Annotated in this window: 14 protein-coding genes and 2 pseudogenes; 7 read left to right on the forward strand and 9 right to left on the reverse strand. The window is 64.9% G+C overall.

Annotation, left to right across the window (positions count from 1 at the left end):
- The 4 genes and pseudogenes from ASC92_RS29495 to ASC92_RS24740 all read right to left on the reverse strand — a co-directional run.
- A pseudogene (locus tag ASC92_RS29495) lies at positions 1-301 on the reverse strand (enoyl-CoA hydratase-related protein); the annotation flags it as partial.
- A 193-nt stretch (positions 302-494) separates the two neighbouring features.
- Complete coding sequence (locus ASC92_RS24730) at positions 495-1,211, reverse strand: SDR family NAD(P)-dependent oxidoreductase (RefSeq protein ID WP_414820424.1); 717 nt, start codon at positions 1,209-1,211, stop codon at positions 495-497.
- An 89-nt stretch (positions 1,212-1,300) separates the two neighbouring features.
- Positions 1,301-3,115 carry a TRAP transporter large permease subunit gene (locus ASC92_RS24735; RefSeq protein WP_082519741.1) on the reverse strand — a complete coding sequence of 605 codons (1,815 nt, stop codon included), beginning with the start codon at positions 3,113-3,115 and terminating at the stop codon, positions 1,301-1,303.
- A 62-nt stretch (positions 3,116-3,177) separates the two neighbouring features.
- On the reverse strand, positions 3,178-4,122 hold the full coding sequence (locus ASC92_RS24740; RefSeq protein ID WP_235505995.1) for a TRAP transporter substrate-binding protein: 945 nt from the start codon (positions 4,120-4,122) through the stop codon (positions 3,178-3,180).
- Between the two features lie 271 nt (positions 4,123-4,393).
- Here ASC92_RS24740 and ASC92_RS24745 point away from each other — a divergent pair, with 271 nt between their 5' ends.
- The 7 genes and pseudogenes from ASC92_RS24745 to ASC92_RS24770 all read left to right on the forward strand — a co-directional run bounded on the left by ASC92_RS24745 (position 4,394) and on the right by ASC92_RS24770 (position 10,831).
- Positions 4,394-5,209 carry an IclR family transcriptional regulator gene (locus ASC92_RS24745; protein ID WP_056521068.1) on the forward strand — a complete coding sequence of 272 codons (816 nt, stop codon included), beginning with the start codon at positions 4,394-4,396 and terminating at the stop codon, positions 5,207-5,209.
- Positions 5,210-5,289: 80 nt separating this feature from the next.
- Positions 5,290-6,459 (forward strand): acetyl-CoA acetyltransferase, encoded by a 1,170-nt coding sequence (locus ASC92_RS24750; protein WP_056521070.1) that lies wholly within the window; start codon positions 5,290-5,292, stop codon positions 6,457-6,459.
- Complete coding sequence (locus ASC92_RS24755; RefSeq protein ID WP_268810480.1) at positions 6,456-8,099, forward strand: acyl-CoA synthetase; 1,644 nt, start codon at positions 6,456-6,458, stop codon at positions 8,097-8,099. The genes ASC92_RS24750 and ASC92_RS24755 overlap by 4 nt, the downstream gene beginning before the upstream one ends.
- On the forward strand, positions 8,086-8,967 hold the full coding sequence (locus ASC92_RS24760) for a DUF296 domain-containing protein (RefSeq protein ID WP_157609127.1): 882 nt from the start codon (positions 8,086-8,088) through the stop codon (positions 8,965-8,967). Before ASC92_RS24755 ends, ASC92_RS24760 begins: the two co-directional genes overlap by 14 nt.
- Positions 8,964-9,731: an SDR family NAD(P)-dependent oxidoreductase gene (locus ASC92_RS24765; RefSeq protein WP_056521077.1), complete on the forward strand. Its 768-nt coding sequence runs from the start codon at positions 8,964-8,966 to the stop codon at positions 9,729-9,731. Before ASC92_RS24760 ends, ASC92_RS24765 begins: the two co-directional genes overlap by 4 nt.
- Positions 9,698-9,962: pseudogene (locus tag ASC92_RS29500) on the forward strand (hypothetical protein); the annotation flags it as partial. The gene ASC92_RS24765 and the pseudogene ASC92_RS29500, both read left to right, overlap by 34 nt.
- The gene (locus ASC92_RS24770) at positions 9,956-10,831 is read left to right on the forward strand and encodes an aldo/keto reductase family oxidoreductase (protein ID WP_056522099.1); all 876 of its coding nucleotides are present in this window, start codon (positions 9,956-9,958) and stop codon (positions 10,829-10,831) included. The pseudogene ASC92_RS29500 and the gene ASC92_RS24770, both read left to right, overlap by 7 nt.
- Positions 10,832-10,865: 34 nt before the next feature.
- Here ASC92_RS24770 and ASC92_RS24775 read toward each other — a convergent pair whose 3' ends face one another.
- Genes ASC92_RS24775 through ASC92_RS24795 form a run of 5 tightly spaced genes read right to left on the reverse strand, consistent with a single transcriptional unit; the run spans position 10,866 to position 15,702 of the window.
- A complete protein-coding gene (locus ASC92_RS24775) occupies positions 10,866-11,528 on the reverse strand; it encodes an aspartate/glutamate racemase family protein (RefSeq protein ID WP_056521079.1) in 663 nt (220 codons plus the stop codon).
- A gap of 17 nt (positions 11,529-11,545) precedes the next feature.
- Positions 11,546-12,934 carry an NAD(P)/FAD-dependent oxidoreductase gene (locus ASC92_RS24780; RefSeq protein ID WP_235505998.1) on the reverse strand — a complete coding sequence of 463 codons (1,389 nt, stop codon included), beginning with the start codon at positions 12,932-12,934 and terminating at the stop codon, positions 11,546-11,548.
- Entirely contained in the window at positions 12,924-13,232 is a 309-nt protein-coding gene (locus ASC92_RS24785; RefSeq protein WP_056521081.1) for a (2Fe-2S)-binding protein, read from the reverse strand. Before ASC92_RS24785 ends, ASC92_RS24780 begins: the two co-directional genes overlap by 11 nt.
- Positions 13,222-14,364 carry an NAD(P)/FAD-dependent oxidoreductase gene (locus ASC92_RS24790; protein WP_056521083.1) on the reverse strand — a complete coding sequence of 381 codons (1,143 nt, stop codon included), beginning with the start codon at positions 14,362-14,364 and terminating at the stop codon, positions 13,222-13,224. The genes ASC92_RS24785 and ASC92_RS24790 overlap by 11 nt, the downstream gene beginning before the upstream one ends.
- A gap of 12 nt (positions 14,365-14,376) precedes the next feature.
- On the reverse strand, positions 14,377-15,702 hold the full coding sequence (locus ASC92_RS24795; RefSeq protein WP_056521085.1) for an NAD(P)/FAD-dependent oxidoreductase: 1,326 nt from the start codon (positions 15,700-15,702) through the stop codon (positions 14,377-14,379).
- Positions 15,703-15,711: the final 9 nt, after the last annotated feature.

The following is a 15,711-nucleotide window of genomic DNA, read 5'->3' on the forward strand; positions in this document are numbered from 1 at the left end:
TCATGCGGGCGGTGAGCACCATGTCCATGGCCTTGCTCTTGCCCACCGCGCGCGGCAGGCGCTGCGTGCCGCCGGCGCCGGGGATCACGCCGATCTTGATCTCGGGCTGGCCGAACTTCGCGTTGTCGGCCGCGATGATGAAGTCGCACATCATCGCCAGCTCGCAGCCGCCGCCCAGCGCAAAGCCGGCCACCGCGCCGATCACCGGCTTGCGGATCGAGCGGATGGTTTCCCAGTTGCGCGTGATGTAGTCGCCCTTGTAGGTGTCGATGAAGCTGTACTTGGCCATCGCCGCGATGTCCTCGGGCACCGTCCTGGTTCTGGGTGCTACGGGAGGAGTTGGTTCGGCTGCAGTCCAGCTGCGTCTCCTGGCAAATGCCGCCGTCGGCGATCAAAAATGTTTGGCGTGTGCATGCCCTGGGTCCAATGAAGGACCCGGACAAGGCGTTGGCGTGGGTGGGTGGCAGCGAAGGGTTTGTCTGCAACCCTCTGTCTCAGATCAAGCCGGGCAACCCACATGAATGGCCGCCGTCCACCGGCAAGCAGACGCCGGTGATGAAGCGCGCTTCGTCCGACGCAAGGAAGACCGCGGCGTTGGCAATGTCCCAAGGCGAGCCGCATCGCTTCATGGGCACTGCGTTGCTCCTTGCGAGCTTCATTTCCTCGGTCGTCTTGTACTGGCCGGCGATCTGCTTGTAGACGAGCGGCGTATCGATGACGCCGGGCATGATCACGTTCGCGCGAATGCCCTTGTCGGCGTACTGCAAGGCGATCGCGACCGTCGCGTGATTCACCGCAGCCTTGGAGGCGTAGTAGCCGAAGTACGAGTACCCGCTCCACCGGATGGCCGACAAGGACGAGATGTTCACGATCGAACCGCTGCTCTGTGCGAGGAAGTGCGGAAGTACTGCGCGAACCGTTCGATGCAGCGAGCCGACGTTCAGGTCCATGCTTCGCTGGAACATGGCATCGTCGGTCTCCAGCGGACCGCCAGGGATGACGACTCCCACATTGTTGTGAAGGATGTCGATCCGGCCAAACGCCTGAATGGTGGCCTTGATGGCCAGGTCGACCGACTCAGTGTTGGTGACATCGGCGGTCAGCGCCAGCGCCTTGCCTCTTTCGCTTCGGATGACCTGCGCCGTTTCGTCGGCGGCCTCCCGGATGCGGTCGATGGCCACCACCATCGCACCTTCGCGCGCGTAGGCCACGGCTGCAGCCTTTCCGTTGCTCCATTCCCCGGCAGGGCCGCCGGCCCCGAAAACGATGGCAACCTTGCCGTTCAGACGATCAGTCATGTTCAGTCCTTCAGGAAACCAATGGAAAGCCAGGGGAACACGGCGACCAGAACCAGGCCGAGTAACAAGGCAAGCATGTAGCCCCAGATCGGCCGGATGCCCTTGTCGGGATCGACGTTCCCGATCGCGCATGCGGAGTAGTAGCCCACGCCGAACGGCGGTGCAAAGAGGCCGAGGCCCATGCTCAGAACGACCACCATGGCGTAGTGAACTTCGTGGATGCCCAGCGCGCGCGCGATGGGAAACAGCAGCGGTCCGAACAACACGATCGCAGGAATGCCCTCGAGCACGCTTCCCAGGACGATGAAGGCGAGGATGGAGACCACCATGAATGTGTTCTTCCCGCCCGGAAGTCCTTTCATGAATTCGGCCAACTCCCTGGAGAATCCGGATTGCGTCAACGCCCATGCCATCGCCGATGCGGCGCCGATGATGAGAAGAATCGCACCCGAAAGAATGACGGTCTCCACCAGCATCGGGCCGAGTCGTCGCCAGTCGAATTCGCGATACAACGCAAGGCCCACGAAGATCGAATAGAGGATGCCGATGGTCGAGACCTCCGTGGCTGTCGCCACGCCTTCGACCACTGCGGCGCGAATCACAAAGGGAAGGGCGATCGCGGGCGCAGCCACAAGCGACAGCTTCAGCACGTCCTTCCTTGAAGCGCGCGCCACGCCGGAAAGATCTTCCTTGCGATAGCGGTAGCCTACGACGACGCACAGAAAAATCCCGAGAACCAGCGCTGGCAGCAATCCCCCGGTGAAAAGTGCCGCGATTGACACGCTCGCGACCGAGCCGACAGTGATGAGCACGATCGAAGGCGGCACGGTCTCGGTCTGTGCGCCAGTCGCGGAAAGTAGCGCGACCAGTTCGCCTGGTTTGGCGCCGCGCTTGATCATTTCCGGGAACAAGGCCGGCGCGATGGCCGCCATGTCCGCCGCCTTCGAGCCCGAGATGCCGGAGACCAGATACATCGCGCCGACCAGCACGTACGACAGGCCGCCGCGAACATGCCCGAGCAGGCTGGCGAGGCACTGGATCATGGCCCGCGCCATGCCGGTCATCTCCAGAAGTTGCCCCAGGAAAATGAAGGTGGGCACGGCGAGCAGCATGAGGTGCGACATGCCCTCGTCCATTCGGCCGACAAGCGTCAGCATCGGGACGCGCGTCGTCAGGGCGAGATAGCCGAAGGTCGCCAGCGCGAACGCAAAGGCGATCGGAACCCCCGCGAACACGGCGACCGAAACCACGCCCACGAAGAAGATCACCAGGTTGATGTAGCCCGCGCCTTTCAGGTTCGAGCCGAACAGCCAGAACACAAGCACCGCGAGGCCGACCAGGGCGATCGCCGCCACGGCCTGTTTGTCCTTGACGATCTCGATCAAACGGAAGAGGCTGAAGCAGATCATCAGCGCGACGCCGAGCGGGATCGCAGACGCGCGCCAGGCATTGGAGACTTCAAGCGCGGACGAGGTGACGAAGGCTTCTTCGCTGGCGTAGTGGTACGCGGGGCCCAGAACCAGAAGAAGAAAGGCCAGCCCTGTCGCCAGCGAAAGCGATGCGAAGAAACTGCACCATCGCTCGCCCAGCATCGACACCAACGCCGTCATGCGCATGTGTGAAGCCTGCCGGGTCGCGAGCGACGCACCCAGCATGGCGAGCCACAGGAACAGGATGGAGCAGAGCTCGTCCGACCAGATGATCGGCACGTGAAAGACGTAGCGCGACACAACGCCGGCAAACAGCAGCGCAATGATTGCCGTGAGCAGCAGCGCGCTGACCGTTGCAACCAGGCGGAACAGGGCGCGTTCGGCCATGTGCAAGGGCCCATCCACAACGGCCGTGGGCACAGGCGGAATGGCCTTTATGACGTTCACGCTCACAGCGCTCCGACCGCTGCTTCAAGTTGCGCCCAGCCGGCCGCGGGGAACTTGCCTTGCCACTCCTTGTAGAAGCCCGCGGCCCGGAGCTTGTCCTGGAACTCTGAGGGCTTGGGCGTCGCGAACTGCAAACCCTTCTTCGTCAGGTCCTCGCGCAGGCTTGTGTTGAGCTTCACCAGGTCCTCGCGCTCTGCCATGGCGCCTGCATTCAGATGCTTGGTCAGGACGGCCTGAACATCCTTGGGCAGGGCGTCGAAGGCTGCGCGATTGCCGAGCAGCCAGAAGCCATCCCACATGTGGTTGGTCAGCGAACAGAACTTCTGCACCTCATAGAGCTTGAACGTCGACAGAACCGCCAAGGGATTTTCTTGCGCGTCCACGATCTTGGTCTGCAACGACGAGTACAGCTCGTTGGCGTTGATGGTGGTCGGCGAGGCACCGAGGGCCTTGAACAGCGACGTCCACATGGCTGACGGCGGCACGCGAATCTTGACGCCCTGCAGATCCACCGGGCCGTTCACCGGCCGCGTGGCGGTGGTGATCTGCCTGAAGCCGTTGTCCCAGATCTTCTCGAAGGCAAAGATGGATCTGCTCTTCGCGATCTCGCCCCGGATGAATGCGCCGAGGCCGCCGTCCATGGCCTTCCAGACCGTGTCGTAGTCCTTGAATGCGAATCCCAGGCCACTGATGGCCGAATTCGGCACGAAGGTCGAAAGGACGACGCCTGACAGCATGAAGAAGTCGACCGCGCCGGATCGCACCTGTCCCAGCACATCCGATTGGGAGCCGAGCTGGTCGGCGGGGAACACCTGCAGATCGAAACGCCCCTTGGTGTCGACCTTGATGCGCTCTGAGGCCTCGGTCAGGCGCAGGTGCAGGGGGTGCGTGGCCGGCGCCGAGTGCGCGATGCGGTAGCTGAATTCAGCCGCGTTCGCATTGCGCAAGAGCGCCAACCCGGAAGACGCGACACATGCCGCAGAAATGCCCTTTACGAAATGCCGACGATCGATCATGAATGTCTCCGATTTGAAGGTCCAATATGCGGACCACTAATAAAACAATTGCGAACCAAATTAGAGCCTCGTACACTTTGACGGTCAATGCGATAGCGGGCAGCTAGATGCATTGGGCAGGGTTAATACGGTCCATTATTTGGACCGACATCGAGAATCGAAGGTCCAACATAGGGACCCTTACTTGGAGACAAGCCAAGCCATGACTGACGACAACGATCGAGGCGATGCTGAACGCGGTGCGGCCTCCGCAAGCCAGACGCTCGACCGCGCGATCCATCTGGTCCGGCTGATTTCGGCGGCGCGCGGCACAGGACTGGCGCTGTCAGACCTCGTGCGTCTGGCGGGCCTGACGAAACCCACCACGCGACGGTTGCTCGTTTCGTTGATCGACAACGGAATGGTCGAACAAGACCTCGAAAACCGTCGATACCACTTGGGTCCCGAGACCTATGCCTTCGGGGTCATCGCGGCAGAGCGTTTCGGGATTCATCGGCTCGCGGCGGACAGTCTGGCCAGGCTTGCAGCCCTCTCGGGCGATGCCGCCTTGTTGAGCGTCCAGCGCGGCACGGAGTGGGTGTGCCTCTCGCGCGAGGAGGGCTCCTTTCCTCTGCGCTCGCACGTGCTTCAGCCCGGAGACCGCCATCCGGTCGGCGCAGGTGCCGCTGGACTCGCGTTCATTGCGGCGTTGAGCGACGACGAAATCGCTGAGATGCTCGCCGTGAATGCGGACCGGTTGGTCGCGGACTATCCCGGCCATCCGGCGGACGCGCTGCGCCGCCTGATTGCCGAGACCCGAGCGAACGGCTACGCGCTCAATTCAGGCTACGTCATCAAAGGCTCGTGGGGGATTGCCGTGGCGTTACGCGACCCGCGAAGCCATACCCATGCGGCACTCACCATCGCCGGTGTCGAAAGCCGATTCACTGGCGGCCGTGTCGAGGAGCTTGCGGCGATGTTGATCAACGAAAAGACCTTGCTCGAGCAGCGCCTCTGCGGCGTCATCCAACCATCCTGAGTCCGGGTGGCAACCCGGACCGGTTCATCACCCGCGGTCTTCAGGCCGCAGAAATTCCGTTATTGAAGGAGACAAGTTTCATGACCAAGCGCGCTGTGATCGTGGGTTGGGCCCACACCCCTTTCGGCAAACTCGACGATCCCGACGTCGAGTCTTTGATTGCCCGTGTATCGGGTGCCGCCCTTGCGCATGCGCAGGTGGAACCGGAGGATGTAGACGCCGTCACCGTCGGCGTTTTCAACAACGGACTCACCCCGCAAGGCTTCGAAGGCGGACTCGTGTCCCTCGGTGTTCCCGGCTTGCGCTTTACGCCGTCGACCCATCTCGAGAATGCCTGCGCGACCGGCTCCGCTGCGATCTACAGCGCGCTGGACTTCATCGAGAGTGGACGCGGTCGCATCGCGCTCGCCATCGGCGCCGAAAAAATGACGGCCGTGCCGTCGCGAATGATCCCCGACATCCTGCTGAGCGGCTGCTACCGGCGCGAGGAAGAGAGCCCTGAAGGTTTTGCGGGCATCTTCGGCCAGATCGCCTCCGCCTACTTCGAGCGCTACGGCAATCACAGCGAAGAGATGGCCATGATCGCGGCGAAGAACCACGCGAACGGCGTCAGCAATCCGTTCGCGCACTTCCGCAAGGACGTCGGCTTCGACTTCTGCAACAACGTGTCGGACAAGAATCCATTGGTCGCTGGCCCGTTGCGGCGAACGGATTGCTCGCTGGTGTCAGACGGCGCTGCGGCGGTCGTGCTTGCAGACGAAGAAACCGCTGCAGCGATGGTTCGCGCGATCCGCTTTCGCGCGAGGACGCAGGTGAACGACATGATGCCGCTGTCAAGGCGCGACCCGATCGCCTTTGAGGGCGCGCGGCGTGCATGGACCCAGGCGCGCGAAATCGCCGGTGTCTCGCTCGACGATCTCAGCTTGGTGGAAACGCACGACTGCTTCACGATCGCCGAGATGCTCGAGTACGAGGCCATGGGCCTGGCCGCACCGGGTGAAGGCTGGAAGGTCGCGCGCGAAGGCATCACGCGCAAGGATGGACGCTTGCCGGTCAATGCATCCGGCGGCCTGAAGGCGAAGGGGCACCCGCTCGGCGCCACCGGCGTGTCCATGCATGTGATGGCGACCATGCAGCTGATGGGCGAGGCGGGCGACATGCAGATTCCCGGTGCGAAGCTCGCCGGTGTCTTCAACATGGGCGGCGCCGCGGTCACCAACTACGTATCGATTCTGGAGCGCACGAAGTGACTGCCACGGCGCCAACGATTCCAGCAGCCTCCCGCAGGGTGATGAACCTGGCCCATTGGGCGACGCAGAACGCCAGGCGGCTGCCCGAGCACATTGCGCTTGTCTGGGGCGACGCATCGTGGACGTGGGAACAGTTCGATGCACGGGTTTCTGCATTCGCTGCGGCACTCGCCGAGCGGGGCGTCCGCCCCGGCGACAAGGTGCTGGTCCACTCGAAGAACAGCAACGAGATGTTCGAGTCGATGTTTGCGACCTTCAGGCTCGGGGCCGTCTGGGTCCCGACGAATTTCCGCATCACGCCCGAAGAGGTCGTGTACATGGCGAGGGTTTCGCAAAGTCGCACCTTTCTGTGCCAGACCGATTTCCCCGAATACGCGGCCGCAGTCTGCGAAGCACTCCCCGACACAGACGTGGTCTGGCTCGAAGGCGCAAAGAGCTGGCGCGACGCCGAACATCCTCGTGTGGGTGATCTCATCGCTGCATGCCTCGGGAAGACGGCGCCCAATGCGCCGGTCGAGCAAGACAGCCCTTGCTGGTTTCTCTTCACCTCCGGCACGACGGGCAAGCCCAAGGCAGCCGTGCTCACGCATGGGCAGCTGGCGTTCGTGGTCAACAACCATCTGGCGGACCTGCTTCCGGGGACCACTTGCGAGGATGGATCGCTTGTTGTTGCCCCGCTCTCGCACGGCGCGGGCGTGCACCAGCTGAACATGGTCGCGCGCGGAGCCAAGACCGTGCTTCTGCCTTCGGACCGGTTCGACATTGGCCAGGCTTACGAGCTCATCGAGAAGCATCACCTGACCAATCTGTTCACCGTGCCCACCATCCTCAAGATGATGGTCGAGCATCCCAGCGTGGACGAGTGGGATCACTTCAGCTTGCGGTACGTGGTCTATGCAGGCGCACCGATGTACGAAGCGGACAAGCGGCGCGCACTGAAGAAACTGGGTCCGGTGCTTGTTCAGTACTACGGACTCGGGGAAGTGACAGGCAACATCACCGTCCTGCCTCCGGGTGAGCATGAAGGCGAGACTGCAGGCGCACGCGGTGCCACCTGCGGCTATGAGCGCACCGGCATGGAAGTGTCGATCCAGGATGACGACGGCAACGAACTGCCCTTCGGCCAGACCGGCGAGGTGTGCGTGATCGGTCCTGCCGTGTTCGTCGGTTACTACAACAACCCCGAGGCGAACGCCAAGGCGTTCCGCGATGGCTGGTTTCGCACGGGTGACATGGGGCACATGAACAAGGACGGCTTCGTGTTCCTTACAGGACGCTCCTCGGACATGTATATCTCCGGAGGCTCGAACATTTATCCCCGAGAGATCGAAGAAAAAATTCTCCTGCACGACGACATCACCGAAGTGGCGGTGCTCGGTCTGCCAGATGCGCAGTGGGGAGAGATTGGCGTCGCGGTTTGCGTACGCAAGGAAGGCTCTTTGCTGAGCGAAAAGGAACTTCTTGACTGGATGTCGACCCGCATCGCCCGCTACAAGCTGCCCAAGCAGGTGTACTTCTGGGCGGCCCTTCCCAGATCGGGCTACGGGAAGGTTCCAAAACGCATGGTGAAGGATGAATTAGCCCGCCGCGGAGTTGCCGTGGAGCTTGAGGAAGCGGTGAACCGCCATGCGACGCATTGAACACCCGGGCCCGGTTCACGCCCAGCGGCGGCTCTCCGTCGACTGCGGGTTGGCGCACGCCCGCGTAGCACTGGCGCCGGGTGCGACGCTGATCGATGCCTTGGCTGCCATGCTGGATCGATTCGGCGTGTCCAGTGCCGTCGCCACGCTTCACGGCGGCGGCTTCGACCCCTTCGTCTACTACATGCCGGCCCTGTCGCCGACGCCTGCGCATGCCGTGTACTTCAGCGGCCGACATGAACCGAAGGGCCTCGTCCGGCTGGAATCGGCCGGCGTCACGATCGGTCGGCGCGACCAGCAGCCGTGGTTGCACTGCCATGGCATCTGGCGCGACGCGGCGGGCCATCGCCTGGGCGGGCATGTGGTTCCCAACGAGGCGTTGATTGCCGAGCCAGTAGAGGCATCGATGTGGTTCCTGAAAGGCGCGGCGTTCGAGGTCACCCCGAGTCCGGAGACAGCCTTCTCGCTGTTCGAGCCGAAGGCGACGGGCGAGGGCGCAAGCTACAGCAAGGGCGCGTTCGCGCTCGCGGTTCGAGCCAACGAAGACTTGTGCACGGCGCTGGAGCAGGAGTGCCGCGCGCGTGGGATCAGCAACGCGCAGATCCGCGGCGGGGTGGGAAGCCTGATAGGGGCGAGCTTCGACGATGGTCGAGTGGTCGAGCCCTTCGTGACCGAGGTATTCATTCGCGAAGGAAAAGTCAGCGCGAACGCTGCAAACGAGCTCGAAGCGCAGATCGACGTCGCCTTGGTCGATCACCTTGGTGGCCTGAGTGAAGGCCGCCTTCAGCGGGGCGACAACCCCGTTCTCGTCACATTCGAGCTCGTCATCGAGCCGACATCCTTCACCAACCCGTGGAATAAAAAATGATGAACAACGCTGCGGTCACTATTGTCACTGGCGGCGCCTCCGGCATCGGCCTGGCCACGGCCGCCTGGCTCCTCGGCCGCGGCCGCTCGGTGCTCGTCCTGGACCATTCCGAAGCCAACCTCGACAGCGCGAGAGCTGCACTGAAGGAGTACACGGACTCTGCTGCCTTTGCGGTGCTCGACGTCACCGATGAAGAGGCGATGCTGCAGGTGATCTCGTCGCGCATCCCGGCAAGCACGGCGATTTCAGGCCTGGTCAACAGTGCCGGCTTTGGGGCCGACATTCCTTTCTTCGAGACGACTTCCAAGACCCTTCGCGACATGCTCGAAGTGAACCTGATCGGCACGTTCGCGATCAGCCGGGAAGTTGCCAAGCGAATGACTGGCACGGGTGGCGGCAGCATCGTCCACATTTCATCGGTATCGGGTTTGATCGGCAACAAGGGGCGATCGGCTTATGGCGCCACCAAGGCGGCGTTGGTGAACCTCACACAGGTGATGTCGAACGAGCTTGCGCGTCACCGCATCCGCGTGAATTGCGTGTGCCCCGGGCCGATCGAGACGCCACTCGCCGCTGCGGCTCACGGCGACGCAGGCAAGGTGCTGTGGGAGCAGCAAGTTCCAATGAAGCGGTACGGCAATCCCAAGGAGATCGCCAACACCGTCGGATTCTTGCTCGACGAAGAATCGTCGTCCTATGTGAACGGGCAGATCATCAGCGTGGATGGCGGATTCATCGCTGCAGGCCTCTTGTCGACCGCCTAGCGCCGGTGATCCTCTTTGCGACTGCAGATCGTTCTAGCGCCGAGCTCGGCGAATGCGTCAGGGCGACCATTCGTCAGCTGGGTTACCCGACCAAGAATGCGTTGAAGGGATCATGGACGCTGCATTGCATTCACCATCAAGGCGTTGGGCTATCCGGTACGCGAATCGCTGCGTTGCTGGATTCACGAATCGCACCCCGAGCTGCACCTGCGCGTCGTCGGTCGATCAAACGGGATAGCGCGGCCGCCACCCTTGGCGACCGCACGGTCCATCGGCTCGGCTACGGTGCCATGCAGCTCGCCGGCCCTGGCGTGTTCGGGCCGCCCAAGGAGCGCGAGGCGGCGCTGGCCGTGCTGCGCGAAGCGGTCGCCAGCGGTGTCGATCACGTCGACACCAGCGACTTCTACGGCCGGCACATCACCAACCAGATCATCCGCGAGGCACTCTCGCCCTACGCGAAGGACCTTGTCATCGTCACCAAGATCGGGGCGCGGCGGACCGACACCGGCGGTTGGCTGCCGGCGTTCTCGACCGGGGAGCTGACACAGGCGGTGCACGACAACCTGCGCAACCTGGGCCTCGACGTGCTGGAGGTCGTGAACCTGCGTGTCATGTTCGACGTGCATGGTCCGGCCGAGGGGTCGATCGAGGCACCGCTGACGGCGTTGGCCGACCTGCAGCGCCAGGGCCTCGTGCGCCACATCGGCCTGAGCAACGTGACGCCCGCACAGGTCGCGCAGGGGCGCGGCATCTGCCGCATTGCCTGCGTGCAGAACCAATACAACCTCGTGCATCGCAACGACGACGCGCTGATCGATGAACTGGCACGCGACGGTATTCCGTACGTTCCTTTTTCCCCGCTCGGCGGTTTCACCCCGCTGCAGTCCTCCGGACTTTCCGACGTTGCGCAGCGCCTCGGCGCCACACCGATGCAAGTGGCACTGGCCTGGCTGCTGCGCCGGTCGCCCAACATCCTGCTGATTCCCGGCACATCGTCGGTCGGGCATTTGCGCGAAAACCTGGCCGCGGGAAAGCTGGAGTTGCCGGCGGATGCAGTCGAAGCGCTGGACCGCGTGGCTGCTCCGTTGTCGGATGACTGATTTTTGAGCCGCACGCATGGCTCGCTGCCCAACATCAGGTCGAATCCCGCACCCGGGCGACCACCTCCTGCACCAACAGTTCCGGACTCGCGAATACCGGCAGCCCCAGTTGGTCGGCGAGCGGTTCGACCAGGTGCGCCAACGAGGCTTGCGCCAGGACGATGCGATCGACGCGTGGGGCCAACTCTGCCGCAGCCTCGCACACGAGGCGATCGTGCAGGTCACGCCGGTTATCGGCCAGGGCGTCGAATGCCGCCGCGCACAGGACGCTCTCCGCCGGAATATCCCGGCCGGCGCTCTGCGCGTGCGCAGCCAGCAGTGCCCGGCTCGGTGCGACCGTCGACGAGGCCGTGCAGATCAGGCCGACGCGGCCCGGCGCGCTTGCCACGCGGGCGTAGAGGGGGTCGTCGATCTTGAGGATCGGCACACTCACCGTCTGGCGCGCGGCATCGATGGCCGGCGATGTCGACGAGCACGTGAAAACGATCAGCTCGGTACCCGCATCGGCCGCCACTTGTGCGAGCGTGACGATGCGGCGCGTGATGCCGCTTGAAGGGCCTTGCCGGATCAGATCCTGCAGGACACTTTCGTCCAGCATGTGAAAGCAGTCTGCGTCTGGCAGCTCCGACTGGAAGCGCGGACGGAAGCGCTCGACCAGCATCGCGACCGTATGGATGAAGGCAATGCGCCGGATCATGGAAACCCTTCGGTGGTTCAAAGTGCGGCCAGCTCTTCGAGCGTGATCGGCTTGATGGGAGGGCGGATCCGGTAGTGGCCGACCTCGGCGGGAGAGACTCCGCGCTCATGCGCGATGACCTCGGTGGCGGTGAGGCCGCAAAGGCGGCCCTGGCAGGGGCCCATGCCGCAGCGCGTGAAGGCTTTGCCCTGGCTCGGCCCCTGGCAGCCGAGGGCAACCGATCGGCGCAGTTCGCCGGCCGAGACTTCCTCGCAGCGACAGGCGATCACGTCGTCGGCCGGCACGCGATGCTGGATCTTGGGGCGGTAGAGCACATCGAGGAAAGGGCGGATGTGCAGCTGGCGGCGAAGCGCCGATCGCAGCGGCTCGGCCTGGCGGTCGCGTTCGAGTTCGGACAAGCGCCCGGCGTCGTGCGCCGCGGCCAGGCCGGCGAGCTGCCCTTGCAAAGCCGCTGCCAAGCCGCCGGCGATGCCCCGCCCATCCCCGGCGATCAGGAAGCCGTCCAGCTCGAGGCGGCCCCAGGCATCGGCCGCCGGCACCCAGCACAGCTGCTGGTCGTCCCAACGGTGCGTCAGGCGCAGCGACGCCGTGATCTGGTTGTTCGGCACCACGCCCTGGTGCAGCAGGATGAGATCGGACTGCACGCGGTGCGACGTGGCTCCAACACGAAAGCGCAGGGCCGTGGCTCGTGCGCTGCCTTCCACGGCGAGGTCGGTTGCGGCACGGTGATGGGGGATGCCGGCGTCGCGGATGCTGCGGATCAGGCCCAGGCCTTTCCTCAGGTCGCGCCATCCCGCCAGGGCGCCGCCGAGATGGGGCAGGGCCCGGAGGTGGTCGCCGCGCCGCGTGGTGTCCACGATGGCGCCGATGCGCACACCGGCCCGCAGGTACTGCCAGGCCAGCAGGTACAGCAACGGTCCGCAGCCGGCCAGCACGACCGGCTGCGACGGTGCCACGCCGGCGCTCTTGAGAAGGATTTGCGCAGCCCCGGCCGTCATCACGCCGGGCAGCGTCCAGCCAGGAATCGGAAATGGCCGCTCCATCGCGCCGGTGCACAGGATGACCTGGCCGGCCGTGATGGCGTGGGATCGCCCCTCCTTCAAGTAGTGAATGACGCGATCGCGGGAGATGTTCCAGACGGCCGCGCCGCCGACGTGCCGCGCCGTCGATTGCGAGAAGCGCTCCACCAGGGCTCGGCCTGCGGTGTAGTCGTCCCCCAGCACCTGCAGCCGATCGACACCGGCCCGCGTGACGTCGCGGTAGATCTGGCCTCCCGGATGCGCCTGCTCGTCGAGCAGCGCGACCGACAGCCCCAGTTCGGCCGCAGTGGCGGCCGCTGCGAGGCCCGCCGGACCCGCGCCCACCACGGCAACGTCTACCGCGACATCCACCGGATCACACAGCACGGCGCGCGCCTTCCTGCGAGCGGATCTTCATGCCGGGCTGGACCGTGACAAGGCAGGCTTGGCGGTTCGCCACGCCGTCGATTTCCAGCAGGCACTCGAAGCAAACGCCCATCATGCAGTAGGGAGCACGCGGCGCACCCGACACGGGCGTGGAGCGAAAGCGCGACACACCGGCCGCCAGCAAGGCGGCAGCCACCGAGCGCTGGCCCAATACTACAAGCCGGCGACCGTCGAACTCGACATCGATGAAGGGCTCGGCGCCGGCCGAGATCGGGCGAAAGAGCGGTTCAGTGGGCATGGTGGTGATCCAGGGGCTCGGTCGGCTGGTCTGCGGCGGGAAAGCGGTCGCCCTGAAACGCGTCCAGCTCCTCGGGCGCGGCTGCGCCGTCGATCCACGGGGCGATGCGAAAGGCGTGGGCCGCCGCGAGGGTCACGCCGCTGTGGCACGTGACGACGTAGGCGCCTGGGGAGGATGTCGATTCCTGGTAGATCGGATAGCCGTCGGGCGTCATCACCCGCAACGCGCCCCATACCCGGACCACATTGAGCTGGCCGAGCATGGGAAAACTGGCGACGGCGCGGCGCGCGAGCTCGGCCAGGGTGCGGGTCGTCGTGCTGTCGTCGAAGCCCGCATCTTCCATGGACTCCCCGATCTGGATGCCGCCCTCGTCGGTCTGCCGGATATGGCCCGTGGGATGGTCGAAGAGCTTCTCGCAGCGCTCGGTGACGATCAATTGCCCGCGATTCGGCCGCACCGGCGCATGGAGGCCGACCTGACCGGCCAGGCGCGCATTGCCCAGCCCCGCCGCCAGGACGAGCTTGGGCGCGCGAAACTGCTGCCCCCGCACGTGCGCCGTGAACATGCCGTCTGAGTGCGTGATGCGCTCCACCCCGTGGCCTGTCTTCAGCGTCACGCCCCGCTGGTTGCACGCGGTATGCAGGGCGCGCAGCAGCTTGAGCGGATTGACATGGCCGTCCATCGGCGAGTAGCTGGCGCCGACCACCTTCGGCCCGACGTGGGGCAATCGCTGCAGTAGAGCGGCGCGGTCCAGGATCTCGTAGGGGTAGTCGCCGCCCACCTCGTCGCGCACAGCGGCAAGCCGCTCGCTGCGCGCCTCGAGTTCGGCCTCGGAAAAGCACAGGGAGAAGGCGCCCGGCTGTCTGGCCTGGACATCGATACCGGTTTGCTCCTGGAGCTGGGCTGCCAGCGCGGGCCACAGGCGGGCGGACTCCCGGCTCCAGCGGGCATAGTGGGGGACGCCGCGGCCCTTGCCGTGAACCCAGATCAAGCCGAAGTTTCCCCGTGAAGCGCGAAACGCATCGTCGCCTTCATCCAGTACCGTGACGTTCTTGCCAAGCTGGCCCAGCCCGTAGGCCACTGCCGTGCCGACCAAGCCGCCGCCAATCACGATCACATCGCTCGAAAGCATGGGTGCTGCAGCCTAGAAATCTGCGACTTTGCCCCATGCCGAGTTGCTGAAGCGCTCCGGCCGGTACGGCACGGGATCGACGATCGGTTCGGCGCCGCTGGCAAGGTCCGCGATCAGGTGGCCGGCACCAGGGCCGATGCCAAAGCCGTGTCCGGAAAAGCCCGCGGCCAGGATGAAGCCCGGCAGGGACGGCACCTCGCCGATGCCGGGAACACCGTCCGGCGTGCTGTCGATATAGCCTGCCCAGGCGTGCGTCATCCTGGCATCGCGAAGTTGGGGCAGCAGTTCGACGGCGCGGCGGCGGGTCTCCCTGACCGTGGGCAAATCGGGCTTCGGATCGAGGATGCGCACCCGCTCCATCGGCGTCGGCGCATCGAGCCGCCAGCGCGCGAGCGTTTCATGGCCGCCACGCATGCCTTCGAGGCCGCCCGGACGAAGGTTGCGCCAGCGCTTGGCGAACATGGGCACGAATTGCGGAGCGAAGCGCATGAACTGCCCTGTCGGATCCACGCGCGCGCGGCCGCTGATGGCCAGTGCATAGCGTCCGTCGTTGCGGCGCGTGGCGGACACGCCCGCGCTCACCACGGCATCCGGCAGGCGCTGCTCCACAGGGGAGACGCTCAGGATGGACTGGCGGATCGAGGCCTGCGGAAAACGAATGCCCAACTGGCGGCAGAACGAGGATGCCCAGGCGCCGCCGGCCAGCACGGCCGTTCGGGTCTTGATGACCCCGGCTTCCGTGATGACGCCGCTGACCCGTCCGCCTTCCGTCTCGATGCCGCGGGCCGCGCAATTCTGGTGGACGCTGCCACCGAGCTTGATGAGCGCAGCGGCCACGGCCGGTGCGGCCTTGCCGGGATCGGCGGTGCCATCGCTGGGCGAGAAGACGCCGCCCTTCCAGGCGCGGCCGGTCGCACGGCCCCGCTCGGCGGCCTCGCGGCCACTCAGCATGTGGGTCGTCACGCCTGCGGTTCTCGCAAAATCGCGCCAGCTGGCCCAGCGGGAAATCTCGGCCTCGTCATTGCTGAGATACAACAGCCCGCAGCGATGAAAACCGGTGTCTTCGCCGCTCTCGGCGGCAAATTGTTCCCACAGGTCGAGGCTCTTGCTCGCTAACGGCAGTTCGCGAGCATCGCGGTTCTGCTGCCGGCACCAGCCCCAGTTGCGGCTCGATTGCTCGGCGCCGATCCTTCCCTTTTCGACCAGGGCGACCGACACGCCGCGCTTGGCCAGGTAGTAGGCGGTAAAGACGCCGATGATGCCGCCGCCGATCACGACGACATCGGCGGAGGCCGGCGGCTTGGAGGAAGTGTGGATGTGTTGCAGGGGAGGGGACATGATGGATCT

The sequence above is a fragment of the Variovorax sp. Root411 genome (assembly GCF_001425205.1).
Classification (GTDB): domain Bacteria; phylum Pseudomonadota; class Gammaproteobacteria; order Burkholderiales; family Burkholderiaceae_C; genus Variovorax.

Coding starts and splice junctions, on each gene's coding strand:
- ASC92_RS24735 (WP_082519741.1), bottom strand. CDS start 3,115: ATGGCCGAACGCGCCCTGTTCCGCCTGGTTGCAACGGTCAGCGCGCTG.
- ASC92_RS24745 (WP_056521068.1), top strand. CDS start 4,394: ATGACTGACGACAACGATCGAGGCGATGCTGAACGCGGTGCGGCCTCC.
- ASC92_RS24750 (WP_056521070.1), top strand. CDS start 5,290: ATGACCAAGCGCGCTGTGATCGTGGGTTGGGCCCACACCCCTTTCGGC.
- ASC92_RS24760 (WP_157609127.1), top strand. CDS start 8,086: ATGCGACGCATTGAACACCCGGGCCCGGTTCACGCCCAGCGGCGGCTC.
- ASC92_RS24765 (WP_056521077.1), top strand. CDS start 8,964: ATGATGAACAACGCTGCGGTCACTATTGTCACTGGCGGCGCCTCCGGC.
- ASC92_RS24775 (WP_056521079.1), bottom strand. CDS start 11,528: ATGATCCGGCGCATTGCCTTCATCCATACGGTCGCGATGCTGGTCGAG.
- ASC92_RS24785 (WP_056521081.1), bottom strand. CDS start 13,232: ATGCCCACTGAACCGCTCTTTCGCCCGATCTCGGCCGGCGCCGAGCCC.
- ASC92_RS24790 (WP_056521083.1), bottom strand. CDS start 14,364: ATGCTTTCGAGCGATGTGATCGTGATTGGCGGCGGCTTGGTCGGCACG.
- ASC92_RS24795 (WP_056521085.1), bottom strand. CDS start 15,702: ATGTCCCCTCCCCTGCAACACATCCACACTTCCTCCAAGCCGCCGGCC.